At 69.5% G+C, this 12,283-nt stretch carries 13 protein-coding genes; 9 read left to right on the plus strand and 4 right to left on the minus strand.

Going from position 1 to position 12,283, the window contains the following annotated elements; all coding sequences use genetic code 11:
• Nucleotides 1-19: 19 nt before the first annotated feature.
• Nucleotides 20-655 (minus strand): helix-turn-helix domain-containing protein, encoded by a 636-nt coding sequence (locus ACYBYQ_RS01665; RefSeq protein WP_459616662.1) that lies wholly within the window; start codon nucleotides 653-655, stop codon nucleotides 20-22.
• 167 nt (nucleotides 656-822) lie between these two features.
• Between ACYBYQ_RS01665 and ACYBYQ_RS01670 the strand changes: the two genes are divergently transcribed.
• Nucleotides 823-1,611 (plus strand): aldolase, encoded by a 789-nt coding sequence (locus tag ACYBYQ_RS01670; RefSeq protein ID WP_459616663.1) that lies wholly within the window; start codon nucleotides 823-825, stop codon nucleotides 1,609-1,611.
• A gap of 13 nt (nucleotides 1,612-1,624) precedes the next feature.
• The gene (locus ACYBYQ_RS01675; RefSeq protein ID WP_459616664.1) at nucleotides 1,625-2,710 is read left to right on the plus strand and encodes a TRAP transporter substrate-binding protein; all 1,086 of its coding nucleotides are present in this window, start codon (nucleotides 1,625-1,627) and stop codon (nucleotides 2,708-2,710) included.
• Between the two features lie 70 nt (nucleotides 2,711-2,780).
• Here ACYBYQ_RS01675 and ACYBYQ_RS01680 read toward each other — a convergent pair whose 3' ends face one another.
• Nucleotides 2,781-3,200, minus strand: coding sequence for a GreA/GreB family elongation factor (locus tag ACYBYQ_RS01680; RefSeq protein ID WP_459616665.1), 420 nt, complete (start codon nucleotides 3,198-3,200; stop codon nucleotides 2,781-2,783).
• Nucleotides 3,201-3,469: 269 nt separating this feature from the next.
• Nucleotides 3,470-4,939 (minus strand): MocR-like pyridoxine biosynthesis transcription factor PdxR, encoded by a 1,470-nt coding sequence (pdxR, locus tag ACYBYQ_RS01685; protein WP_459616666.1) that lies wholly within the window; start codon nucleotides 4,937-4,939, stop codon nucleotides 3,470-3,472.
• 163 nt (nucleotides 4,940-5,102) lie between these two features.
• Here pdxR and ACYBYQ_RS01690 point away from each other — a divergent pair, with 163 nt between their 5' ends.
• Nucleotides 5,103-5,582, plus strand: coding sequence for a carboxymuconolactone decarboxylase family protein (locus tag ACYBYQ_RS01690; RefSeq protein WP_459616667.1), 480 nt, complete (start codon nucleotides 5,103-5,105; stop codon nucleotides 5,580-5,582).
• Nucleotides 5,583-5,640: 58 nt separating this feature from the next.
• On the opposite strand, the gene ACYBYQ_RS01695 is transcribed toward ACYBYQ_RS01690, so the two are convergent.
• Nucleotides 5,641-6,654 carry a zinc-binding alcohol dehydrogenase family protein gene (locus ACYBYQ_RS01695; RefSeq protein ID WP_459616668.1) on the minus strand — a complete coding sequence of 338 codons (1,014 nt, stop codon included), beginning with the start codon at nucleotides 6,652-6,654 and terminating at the stop codon, nucleotides 5,641-5,643.
• Between the two features lie 105 nt (nucleotides 6,655-6,759).
• Here ACYBYQ_RS01695 and ACYBYQ_RS01700 point away from each other — a divergent pair, with 105 nt between their 5' ends.
• The 6 genes from ACYBYQ_RS01700 to ACYBYQ_RS01725 all read left to right on the plus strand — a co-directional run bounded on the left by ACYBYQ_RS01700 (nucleotide 6,760) and on the right by ACYBYQ_RS01725 (nucleotide 12,258).
• The gene (locus ACYBYQ_RS01700; RefSeq protein ID WP_459616669.1) at nucleotides 6,760-7,671 is read left to right on the plus strand and encodes a LysR family transcriptional regulator; all 912 of its coding nucleotides are present in this window, start codon (nucleotides 6,760-6,762) and stop codon (nucleotides 7,669-7,671) included.
• Between the two features lie 317 nt (nucleotides 7,672-7,988).
• On the plus strand, nucleotides 7,989-8,336 hold the full coding sequence (locus tag ACYBYQ_RS01705; RefSeq protein WP_459616670.1) for a RidA family protein: 348 nt from the start codon (nucleotides 7,989-7,991) through the stop codon (nucleotides 8,334-8,336).
• Nucleotides 8,337-8,352: 16 nt separating this feature from the next.
• Entirely contained in the window at nucleotides 8,353-9,597 is a 1,245-nt protein-coding gene (locus ACYBYQ_RS01710) for a D-amino acid dehydrogenase (protein ID WP_459616671.1), read from the plus strand.
• Nucleotides 9,594-10,382 carry a maleate cis-trans isomerase family protein gene (locus tag ACYBYQ_RS01715; protein WP_459616672.1) on the plus strand — a complete coding sequence of 263 codons (789 nt, stop codon included), beginning with the start codon at nucleotides 9,594-9,596 and terminating at the stop codon, nucleotides 10,380-10,382. Before ACYBYQ_RS01710 ends, ACYBYQ_RS01715 begins: the two co-directional genes overlap by 4 nt.
• Nucleotides 10,383-10,392: 10 nt before the next feature.
• Nucleotides 10,393-11,097, plus strand: coding sequence for a GntR family transcriptional regulator (locus ACYBYQ_RS01720; protein ID WP_459616673.1), 705 nt, complete (start codon nucleotides 10,393-10,395; stop codon nucleotides 11,095-11,097).
• 33 nt (nucleotides 11,098-11,130) lie between these two features.
• Entirely contained in the window at nucleotides 11,131-12,258 is a 1,128-nt protein-coding gene (locus ACYBYQ_RS01725) for an ABC transporter substrate-binding protein (RefSeq protein WP_459616674.1), read from the plus strand.
• Nucleotides 12,259-12,283: the final 25 nt, after the last annotated feature.

Here is a 12,283-nt window from a genome sequence, read left to right on the forward strand (position 1 = left end):
TCCGCAGGGACGCGGGCGCTCAGCGCCTGTCGCTGGCGATGACGATCAGCGCGCGGGCCGTCTTGCGGCCTTCGGCCTGCAGGCTGTGCGGCAGATAGCCGGGGAAGCGCACGCTGTCGTCGCGTTCGAGCAGCACCGTGTGCCCGCCGAAATGCACGCGCACCCGGCCCTCGAGCACGAAGATCAATTCATCGCCGCCATGGTTGGCCACCGTGCGTTCGCCATGCGTGCCCACCTGCACCACCATCACCGACAGGCCGCTGCCGGCGCCGCCCAGCGTGATCGCCTCGTACGCATGTTCGCCGGGCGTCGAGTCCACCATGCGATGCCGCTCTCCGGCCCGGACGATATGGATCTCGTCCTGGGGATCGGCCTCGCCCAGCAGGGCCGACAGCGAGGTATCCAGCGCAACGGCCACGGTGTGCAGCGTGCCGACGGAGGCGGACTTTTCGCCGCGCTCCAGGCGCGACAGAAAGCCCTTGTCCAGTCCGGTGTGCTCCGACAGTTGCGCCAGGGTCAGTTTTCGGCGCCGCCGCGTGGCCCGTATCCGCAGGCCGACGTGCAGCGGGTCCGGTGCGGAGGGGGCGGGCGGCGGCGGGCGTTTGGGTGGCATGGACGACGGCAATCGGGGCGTACGGAGGCTGCATGATGCCATTTTTGCGCCGGGCCGGCATTCGCGGCCGCGGGTTTCCCCTTGTTGAAGGGGAGGGCAATAGTTTGTACTTTGGGCAACAAGTTGCCTGAAAGGCAACAATGCAGAGAACCCGGCAAGACGACACACGGGCAGGGGCCGCTCCCTGCCGCTACACACGGATGAACACCATGCAGGCCTACGTGAATCAGGACAAGAACGCTTTGCGCGACCGGGTCGATCGCGAGATCGACGAACGGGCACCCGCCCCGGCCGACTGGAGCGCGGCACAGAAGATGGCGCTGGCGTGCCGCATGCTGGCGGAGCAGGGCCATTGGAACGGCGGCCTGGCCGGCCAGATCACTGCGCGCGGCGAGCAGCCGGGCACCATCTGGACGCTGCCGTTCGGGCTGGGCGCCGACGAGGCCCGGGCCAGCGAGCTGATCCTGATCGACGAGGACATCAACCCGCTGGACGGCAAGTCGCTGCCCAATCCCGCCAATCGCTTCCATGCCTGGATATACCGGCATCGCCCCGAAGTGCAGTGCATCGTGCACACGCATCCTCCGGCGGTCTCGGCGCTGTCGATGGTGGGCGAGCCCCTGGTAGTGGCGCACATGGATGCCACGCCGTTCTTCGATGATTGCGCCTATCTGCCGGAATGGCCGGGCCTGCCCATCGGCGACGACGAAGGCGAGATCATTTCCTCGGCATTGGGCGACAAGCGCGCCATCCTGCTGGCCAACCACGGCATGCTCACCGCCGGCAAGTCGATCGAGGAGGCCACCGTCATGGCCATCTGGCTCGAGCAGGTGGCGGCGCTGCAGCTGCGCGCGCGGGCCATCGGGCCGGTCAAGCCGGTGCCGGCCGAGCTGGCGCGCGAATCGCACGACTTCCTCGTCAAGCCCAAGATCCTGGCCCTGACGTTCGCCTATTTCGCCCGCCGCGTACTGCGCCAGGCGCCCGACTGCATCGCCTGAAAGGAGCCCCGCCATGCAACGCCGTCGTTTCCTCACCCTGGCCGGCACGGGCGGTGCCGTGCTGGCCGCGCCCGCGGTGGCGCAGGATGCTCCCGCCGTGAACTGGCGCATGCCGAGCAGCTTTCCGCGGTCGCTGGATACGGTGTGGGGGGCGGCCGAATTCGTGGCCGGGAAGGTCGCCGCGCTGACCGACGGCAAGTTCTCGATCCGGCCGTTTCCCGCGGGCGAGATCGTGCCGCCGCTGCAGGTGCTCGACGCCGTGCAGAACGGCACCACCGAATGCGGACACACGGCGGGCTTCTACTACCTCGGCAAGGAGCCGGCGCTGGCTTTCGACACCGGCGTGCCGTTCGGCCTCACGCCGCGCCAGCACACGGCCTGGCTGCTGCATGGCGGCGGGGCCGCGCTGATGGACGAGCTCTATGCGCAATTCAATGCGCTGGCGATTCCCTGCGGCAATACGGGCGCCCAGATGGGCGGCTGGTTCCGCAAGGAGATCAATACACCCGACGACCTCAAGGGCCTGCGCATCCGCACGCCCGGCATGCTGAGCATGGTCTACGAGAAGCTGGGCGCGATTCCGCAGCAGATCGCCGGCAGCGACATCTATCCGGCCCTGGAGAAGGGTTCGCTGGACGCCGTGGAGTTCGTCGGCCCGTACGACGACGAGAAGCTGGGCTTTGCCAAGGTGGCCCGCTACTACTATGGCCCCGGCGTGATGGAGCTGGGCGCCAGCCTGTGCCTGGCCATCAACCGCGACAGCTGGCAGAAACTGCCGCCGCGCTACCAGGAAGTGCTGCGCGCCGCATGCACCAGCGCAGCGGCCGACCTGCTGGCCAAGTACGACGCCAACAACATCCCGGCCCTCAAGCGCCTGGTGGCGCAGGGCGCCCGGCTCAAGCGCTGGCCGCCCGCCGTCATGGACGCCATGCAGCAGGCGAGCTGGCAGGTGCTGGACGACTATGCCGCGAGCCGCCCGGCCTTCGCCAAGGTGCTGGCGTCGTGGCGCGCCTTCCGCTCGGACCAGCTGCTGTGGGGCAGCGTCAACGACGGCGCGGCGGAGAACTACCTGCTGGCCACGCGCGAGCGCACCCAATAGCGCAATCCGTGGCGCGCCCGCCCGGCCCGCCCGGACTTGCCCGCGGCGGGTTCTGCGGCCTGCCCGCGGCTCAGCTGCCGTAGTCGCCGGCCGCTTCGGGCTGGTAGAGGATCTGCTCCACGGTGGCCTGGTGCACGACGCGGTCGGGCCCCTGCCACTGGACGGCCTGTCCTGCGCGGCGGCCGATCAGGCTGAGCCCCAGCGGAGACAGCACGGAGATCCGGCCGGAGCCGGCGTCGGCCTCGGCGGGATACGACAGGGCGATGTCCAGCTCGCTGCCTCCGGCATGGCGCAGCCGCAGGCGCGTGCGCATGGTGACGACGTCCGCCGCAATGGAGCGGGCCGGTACGGTCTGGGCGGAATCGAGCAGGTCGATGGCGGTATCCGCGGCGCCGGCCGGCAGCCCGGCGGCCGTCATGCGTGCCAGCAGGCTGGCCAGGCGGGTATGGTCGAGTTCGGTGAGCATCCGCTCGGGGGTCGAGGCTTGCATGAAAGACTCCTTGAGGGCGAGCGCCGCCGATACGGCGGCGCCGTGCATCGTGCGCGGGGAGCGGCCCGGCGACCTGGAGTAATGCGCTATGGAAATGCGGGGGGCGGTCGCCGGGCTCAGGCAAGTGCGGCAAAAGCCGCCACTGGCCCGGTCGGACGGACGCGTGCGGCACGCGCGGGCGCGCGGCCCGGTCGCCGGAGCGACCTGGCGCTGGATTCGGAAGCGCGCGCGGCATGCCAGAAGATCATTCGGGCATTGTAGGCGGCCCGTCAGGCACCGTCCAACGGGGCGGCGGCAACCGTGCGCGACCTGCGCGCCAGAGCCTCGCGCAGGTGTCGGCCCAGCGACGCAGCCATGGCGGCGCTGTCGACGTTGGTGAAGCCCACGAGCAGCGCCGGATCGGTGGGGGCCTGTATGGCCCAGTCGGATAGCGCCTGGGCGTACAGGCCCTCCGCACGCAGCGTGCGCGCGAGTTCGCGGTCGCAGGCATGCGCGGACAGGCGCAGCACGAGGTGCATGCCCCCGGGGCGCAGCAGCACCTCGGCCAGCCCGTCCAGCGCACCGGCGAGCGCGGCCGCCGCCATGCGGCGCCGCTCGGCATAGAGCCGACGCATGCGCTGGATGTGCCTGACGAAATGTCCCTCGGCCATGAAGGCGGCCACGATCGCTTGCGTCAGCCCCGGCTGGCCGCCGCCGAACACGCGGCAGGCCGCCTCGAAGCGCCCGACCTGCTCATGCGGCACCACCAGGTACGCCAGGCGGATGCCGGGGAACAGGACTTTGGTGAAGGTGCCGGCATACAGCACGCGACCGTTGCGGTCCAGGCCCTGCAGCGCGGGCAGGGGGCGGCTGGCATAGCGGAATTCGCCGTCGTAGTCGTCTTCGAGGATCCACGCATTCTGCCGGGCGGCCCATGCCAGCAGCGCCAGGCGCCGGGGAAGCGACAGCGCCACGCCGGTGGGGCTCTGGTGTGCCGGCGTGACGATCGCGGCAGCTGCGTCCGGCGCCCGGGCGATGCCTGCGTCCACGCACAGGCCCTGTTCGTCCACCGGCACGGGCAGCGGCACATGGCCGGCCCGGGCCAGCCAGTCGGGGGTGGGCGGGTAGCCGGGATCCTCGTGCCACACCTGGCTGCCCGGGACGAGCAGGGTGCGGGCCATGAGGTCCAGCGTCTGCCGGTAGCCGGCGGTGACGAAAACCTGTTCCGGCGTGCAGGCGATGCCGCGCGCCACCTGCAGGTAGGCGGCGATCTCGCGGCGCAGCGCCGGCAGTCCGCATGCGGGCGGATTGATCAGGTCGGCCGGCTGGGTGGCCCGGGTGCAGCGGGCCGCCAGCCGCGCCCAGGACTTGCGGGGGAACGCATCCAGTGCCGGTACGCCCAGCTGGGTGGGCAGCAGCGTCTGGGTGTACCAGCCTCCGGGGTCGGCCGGGGCCGGGTCGGGCGGGGCTGCGGGGCGGGCCTGCGGGCCCGGCAGCCGAAGGCCCGGCGCGACGAAGGTGCCCGCCTGGCCCCGCGGCTGCACGTAGCCCTCGGCCACCAGCAGCGCGTAGGCGGCCTCGATGGTGCCGCGCGCGAGGCCCAGTTCGCGCGTGAGGGCGCGCACCGACGGGATGCGGTCTCCCGGCCGCAGCGTGCCCACGGCGATGGCCTCGCGCAGGCGCTGATAGACCTGGCGATACAGAGGCTGGTCGTGCGCCGCATCCAGCGGCGGCAATTCGAGTCTCGGCGTACGGGGCATGGCCGTTGCGGTCATGGAAAGGGGCGTCCGATTGTGCCATGCCGCGGCCATGACCCAGTCGCAAAGCCGATTCTTGACGCTGTCGCCGCGGCGGGCAGGGCGGCAAGATAGCGGCGTGCCGGCGGGTCAATGCCGGCTTCTTCGGATCCTCATGGAACACATCATGACCCAGCGCATCGACTATTCCGCTGCCGTACCGGAACTCTTCAAGAAATATGGCGCCTTCCAGATGGCCGTCGGCCAGACGGGCGTGGCCCGCGAACTCGGCCACCTGGTGGTGCTGCGCGCCTCGCAACTGAACGGCTGCGCCTTCTGCGTGGACATGCACGTGAAGGAGGCCAAGCTGCACGGCGAGCGCGAGCTCAGGCTGCACCACGTGATCGTATGGCGCGAGTCGCCGCTGTTCTCGCCCCGCGAGCGCGCCGCGCTGGCCTGGACCGAGCTGCTCACGCAACTGCCGCCGCACGGCGTGGCCGATGCCGACTACGAGGCGGCGCGCGCCGAGTTCTCCGACGCCGAATTGAGCGAGCTGTCGTGGCTGGTGGTGGCCATCAATGGCTGGAACCGCATGGGCGTGGCATTCCGCCGCGAACCCGGCTCGGCGGACGCGGCCTTCGGCCTGGACAAGGCCGGGCTGCGGTAAGCGAAGGCGTGAAGGCGGCGGGGGCGTTGCCGCAGCTGCCGCCCCGCCGCGGGTTTCCTCAGAACCCTTCCAGCACGATCTTGCCGCGCGTGTCGCCGCGCTCGATGGCGGCGTGGGCCTCGCGCAGCGTGGCGGCGTTGATGCCGGCGATGCGGCGCGTCAGGGTGCTGCACACGATGCCCGCGTCCACCAGGCCAGCCATGCGCCGCAGGATGTGGTGCTGGCGCTCGAGGCTGGCCGTCTGGAACAGCGGGCGGGTGAACATCAGTTCCCAGTGCACCGACAGCGACTTGAGCTTGAAGGGCACGATGTCGAAGCTGGCCGGGTCGTCGATCAGGGCCAGCTGGCCTTCGGGGCGCAGGACGTCCACGATCTGCTGCAGGTAGCTGTCGGTGTGGTTCAGGCCGATCACGTGGCTCACGTCGGCATAGCCCAGCGCGGCCAGCTGCGGCGCCCAGGGCTGGTGATGGTCGATCGTGTGGTGCGCCCCGTTCTCCAGCGCCCAGGCCTGGGTTTCGGGCCGAGACGCGGTGCCGATGATGGTGAGCCCCGTCAGGTTGCGCGCCAGCTGCAGCAGCACCGAACCCACGCCGCCGGCCGCGCCGACGACCAGCAGGCGGTTCTCGCGCACGGGGTCGGCGTGCTGCACGGCGAGCCGGTCGAACAGCAGTTCCCAGGCCGTGAGCGCGGTCAGCGGCAGGGCGGCCGCCTGGGCGTCGTCCAGGCTGTCCGGCGCGGGCCCGGCGATGCGCTCGTCCACCAGCTGCAGTTCGGCATTGCTGCCGGGCCGGTTGATGGCGCCGGCATACCAGACGCGGTCGCCGGGCTTGAAGCGGCTGACCTTGTCGCCCACCGCGCGCACCAGGCCGACCGCGTCCCAGCCGAGGATGCGCGGCTCCCCTTCGGGCGGCCGGGCGCTGCTGCGCACCTTGACGTCTACCGGGTTGACCGAGACGGCGCGCACCTCGACGAGCAGGTCATGGCCGGCGGGCACGGGGTCGGGCAGGACCAGGTCTTCGAGGGCCTGCGGATGGTCGATCGGCAGGGGCTGGCGGAAGCCGATGGCTTTCATGGGACGATTCCTTCAGGAAAGAGAGCAACAGGACGACATGATGATTCATCGCGCTATCAGGAAAAACGGGCGAAAATCGGAAAGACTTTCGCCAAAACACTGAAAATGATCCGGCTCGACGATCTCCAGGTATTCGTGCACACGGCCGACGCCGGCAGCCTTTCGGCGGCGGCTCGGCGCCTGGGCATCACGCCGGCGCTGGCCAGCAGCGCCATGCAGCGGCTCGAGCGCGCGCTGGGGGTGCGGCTGCTGGTGCGTTCCACCCGCCGCATGCGGCTGTCCGACGAGGGCGAGCGCTACCTTCCGCATGCCCGGGCCACGCTGGCGGCCCTGCGCAACGGCCAGCAGGCGCTGGACCTGGGCCGCGCCGGAATTACGGGCGTGCTGCGCCTCTCCGTGCCTTCGGACCTCGGGCGCAACGTGCTGCTGCCCTGGCTGGATGCTTTCCAGGCGCTGCATCCCCGCCTCGCACTGCGCCTGCACATCAGCGACCGCACGGCCGATTTCTTCGAGCGCCCGCTGGATGCGGGCATACGCTATGGCCTGCTGGCCGATTCAGGGCTGGTGGCGCTGCCCATCGCGCCGTCGAACCGGCGCACCCTGTGCGCGTCGCCGGAGTACATCGCACGCCATGGGGCGCCGCGCACGCCGCCGGCCCTGCGCGGCCACAATTGCCTGCGCTATGTGATGGGCGAGCACATCCACGAGCGCTGGACCTTCCATCTGCCGGATGGCGCGGTCACGGTGGCGGTGGAGGGCGACCGGGTCAGCGACGATGCCGACGTGGTGCGGCGCTGGGCCGTGGCCGGCCAGGGGCTGCTCTACAAGTCCCGGCTCGACGTGGCGGCGGATCTGGCCGCCGGCCGACTGGTGGAGCTGTTCCCGCCCGAGTACGGCGAGCCTGCGCCCCTGCAGCTGGTCAGCGCACACCGCGCCTCGCTCACCCCGGCGATCCAGCAGTTGCGCGAATTCCTGGCCGCGCGTTGCGCGGAAGTGGATTTCGGCGGGGCATCCTGAAGCATGGGCACCGACATGGTGCCGGCACATCCCCAAGGCGGCGCATGGGCGCGCAGCCGCGGTAGCGCGCAGCGTGGGCCCGTCTGCGCTTGCGCCCTTTCTGGAATGGAAAGTCATGTCATGCAGCAGGGAGCGGAATGGACCGGAATTCTGCCATCGTGCAATTTCCCCGACTGACACGACTTTTCCGAAACCCGCGACGGCATTGGGTTTCCGGCCGATATGGCATGGCTTTTGCTTTGGATGGAAGTGAATATGGAAGTGTATTCACTTGCCCCAACATCGCGCCGCCGGCGTGCCTCACCAAGGAAAAGACCATGTCCATCCAGCGCTTGCAGTGTTCCAGCCGCATGAGCCAGGCAGTGATCGCCAACGGCTTCGTCTTCCTGGCGGGCCAGGTCGCCGGCAATACCGACGACAACGTGGCGGGCCAGACGCGCCAGATCCTCGCCAGGATCGACGCCCTGCTGGCCGAGGCCGGCACCGACAAGACGCGCATCGTGTCGGCCTCGATCTGGCTGGCCGACCACAAGACCTTCAACGAGATGAACGAAGTGTGGGACGCCTGGGTGCCTCCCGGCGCAGCGCCCGCGCGCGCTTGCGTGGAATCGGCGCTGGCCTTCCCGCCCTACACGGTGGAAATCGCCGTGATTGCCGTCGCTTGAACGGCAGGCGGCCATCATGCATACCGTCGTACTGGGCGCGGGTGTCGCGGGGATAACCACGGCATGGTATCTGGCGGCACAGGGCCGGCAGGTCACCGTGGTCGACCGCCGCGCGCTGGCGGCGTCGGAAACGAGCTACGCCAATGCCGGGATGGTGGCGCCAGGGCATTCCTATACCTGGGCCTCGCCGCGTGCGCCGGGCATCCTGTGGCGCTCGCTGCGCGACGACAGCCAGGCCTTGCGCCTGAAGCTCAACGCCGATCCGCGCATGTGGCGCTGGCTGTGGCAGTTCCTGCAGAACTGCACGGCCGAGAAGTCGCGCCTGAACACCCGTCGCAAGCTGGTGTTGTGCCGCTACTCGCAGGCCGAGCTGCAGGCGCTCACCGACACGCTGGGGTTGCAGTACGAGCGCCTCAGCCGCGGCGCGCTGTACGTATACCGCGATGCGGCCTCGTTCGCGCGCGGCAGCGCCAACATGCGCATCCTGGCCGATGGCGGCATGCCCATGGAACTGCTCGATCCCGATGCCGTCGTCGAGCGCGAACCGGCGCTGGCCGCGGCGCGCCGGCACCTGGCCGGGGCCATCCATTGCCCTACGGACGAGAGCGGCGACGCGCGGATGTTCACACGGCACCTCGCGCAGAAATGCGAAGAAGCGGGCGTGCGCTTCCTGATGGACACGCGCATCGAGCGGCTGCGCGCCGAACGCGGACGCATCGTGGGCGTGGACACCAGCCAGGGGCCCCTGGCTGGCGACGAATATGTGGTGGCGCTGGGCAGCTACTCGCCTCTCGTGACGCGCAGCCTGGGCTACCGCCTGCCCATCTATCCTGTGAAGGGATACTCCGTGACCTTCCCGATAGGGCCCGGTCACGTCTACCCGTCGCTGTCGGGCGTGGACGAGAACAACCTGGTGGCCTGGGCCCGCTTCGGCAGCCGCCTGCGCTTCACGTCCACGGCCGAATTCAGCGGCTACGACACGGGCCATCGCCCCAGGGATTTCGCGCCCATGCTCAAGGCCGCCCGCGAGCTGTTCCCTGAGGGCGCCGACTACGACCAGCCCGAATACTGGGCCGGGCTGCGCCCCATGACGCCGGAGGGCACGCCGATCCTCGGCGCAAGCCGCCACGCAAACCTGTATCTGAATACAGGCCATGGCCACATGGGCTGGACCATGGCCTGCGGCACGGCGCGCATCGTCGCCGACATCATGGATGGCCGCCAGCCCGCCATCGACATCACCGGGATGACCCTGCAATGATGAGCGCACCGCAAGCAGGCGGCCTGGCGGAAGACCGCTACCGCATCGTGCCCTTCACCATGGACGAGGGCCTGATGGCCCGCGCTGCCATCGGCCTGGTGGTGCTGGCCACCGACCAGACGCTGGAGTACGAATGGCGGTCCATCATGCAGCTGTCCGGCGTGGCCTTCTTCGAGGCGCGGCTGCACAACTCCCCGGACATCACGCCGGAATCCCTGGCGCTGATGGAGCAGGACATCCGCGCCGCGGTTGCGCTCATCGTTCCGGGCCTGCCGCTGGCCGTGGTGGCCTTCGGCTGCACGTCGGGCACCATCGTGATCGGCGAGGAACAGGTGTTTGCCCGCATACGCGAGGCCCGGCCGGACGTTGCCTGCACGACCCCGATCACCGGCGCCGTGGCAGGCCTGCGCCGGCTGGGCGCGGCGCGCATCGGGCTGGTCACGCCTTATGTGCGCAGCATCAACCAGATCTTTGCCGACCACATCGAGGCGGCCGGGATCGCGGTGAACCGGGTGGTGACCTTCAATCATGCCAACGATCCGGAAGTGGCGCGCATCGACCGCGCTTCGCTGAGGGCGGCCGTGCTGGAGGCGGGGCGCCACGATGACGTGGATGCCGTGTTCGTGTCCTGCACCAGCCTGCGGATGGCGGAATGTACTGCCGGCTTCGAAAGCGAGCTGGGCAAGCCCATCGTGTCGAGCAACAGCGCCATGGCGTGGCACGCCCTGCGGCTGGCCGGCATCGACGACGCGCAGCCGCAGTTCGGCCGCCTGTTCACCCTCTGAGGAGCAACACGTGGGGCGTCCGTCCGCCATTGCCGACCCGCGCGAAGGACGCCGCGCCGGCGTCACCGTCAGCGAGGTGTACAAGCACCTCAAGGAGATGGTGGTCCTGTATCGCATCAAGCCGGGCGAGCGCGTCAACGAAGTCGAGCTGGCCGAACGCCTGGGCGTCAGCCGCACGCCGCTGCGCGAGGCGCTGCACCGTCTGGTGGCCGAAGACATGCTCACCATGGTGCCCAACCGCGGCTTCTACGGCAGGCGGCTCGAGCGCCAGGAGGTCTTCGAGCTTTACGAGCTGCGCAGCGCGATCGAGCTGGCTGCCGTGAACCTGGCGCTGGTGCGCGCCAGCGACGCCGACATCCAGGCCATGCGCGACGACTGGGTCGGGGTCATGCGGCAGTCCGAGCGCCTGTCCACATACCAGTTGCTGATCGAGGACGAACGGTTCCACCTGTGCTTGGCCCGCCTCTCGGGCAACCGCGAGATCGCCAAGTCGCTGCGCGCCATCAACGCGCGCATCCATTATTTCCGCTGGAGCGACCTCGAAGACCGGGGCGCCGAGATGGGCCGCGATCACCTGGCGCTGGCCGATGCGCTGCTCGCCCGCGACCACGATACCTGCCGGCGCCTCATCGATGCGCACATCGCGCGCCGCATGGACGAGATCGTGCGGTTCATCCAGAACAGTGTCCTGCGCCTTTATGCGGGCGACATCTGAGCGCCCATCCCACGTCCTTCAACGGAGCACACCATGAGCACTCCTACATTCCGGCGTACGCGCATCATCCTGGTCGGGCTGGCTGCCGCCCTGCTGTCATGGACCGGCGCGGCCCGCGCCCAGGAAACGGTCGACATCGGCGCGGTGCTTTCGCTCACCGGCGCCAATGCGACCGTGGGGGAGGACGTGCGCCGCGGCGTGATGCTCGGCGTGGAACACGTCAACGCCAAGGGCGGTGTGTTAGGCAAGAAACTCAATGTGATCGTCGAGGACTCCGGCGGCACGCCGACCACCGCGCTGAACGCCGCCCGCAAGCTGGTGAGCGTCGACAAGGTGCCGGTGGTGATGGGCGAGTATTCGTCGGGCATCACGCTGCCCATGGGGCAGTACCTCGTGAAGGAGGGCGTCACCCACCTGAACATCGCGAGCAGCAGCGTGAAGATCCGCGACCTGGGTCCCAGCTCGTACAGCCTGGTGGGCCTGGAGAATTTCGGCAATAAGTTCTCGGCGGCCGACACCTATGCGCTGGGGTATCGCAAGGTGGCCATGATCGCCCCCAACAACGCCTACGGGCAGGGCGTGCTGGAGGGCTACAAGCACGAGTTCGAGAAGCTGGGCGGCAAGGTCATTGCCGAGGTGCTCTACACGGCCGGCCAGTCCACCTATCGCCGCGAGCTGCAGCAGCTGTCGCGCAGCAATCCGGACGCATATGTCTATACCGCATACGGGCAGGAGTCGGCGGTGCTGAACCGCGAGGCGTTCGAGCTCGGCCTGCGCAAGACGCCCTGGTACGCCATCCTTCTCAGCATGAGCCTGTCGGACACGGCGCCCGATATCGCCAACGGCCAGCTCGGCATGGAACTGGGCTCGGTGCAGGGCGAGCCCGGGCGCTTGTACGGGGAGGCGTTCGCGGCCAAATACAAGGAAGGATTCAAGACCTCCTACACGGGCTATGGCTACGACGCGGTGCTGATGACGGCCGCCGCCATCGACGCGGCCAAGTCCACCGAGTCGGGGGCCATCCAGGCGGCGCTGCGCCAGCTCGGCGAAGCGGGCTATGTCGGCGTCACGGGACCGATCCGCTTCGACCAGGACGGCCAGCGCCTGGATCCGCCCTACGACAAGCTCAAGTACGAAGGCGGCAAGATCGTCGTGCGCTGAACTGCGCCTGTAGCCCGCGGCGGCG

It is taken from the genome of Bordetella sp. 2513F2, from assembly GCF_054642735.1.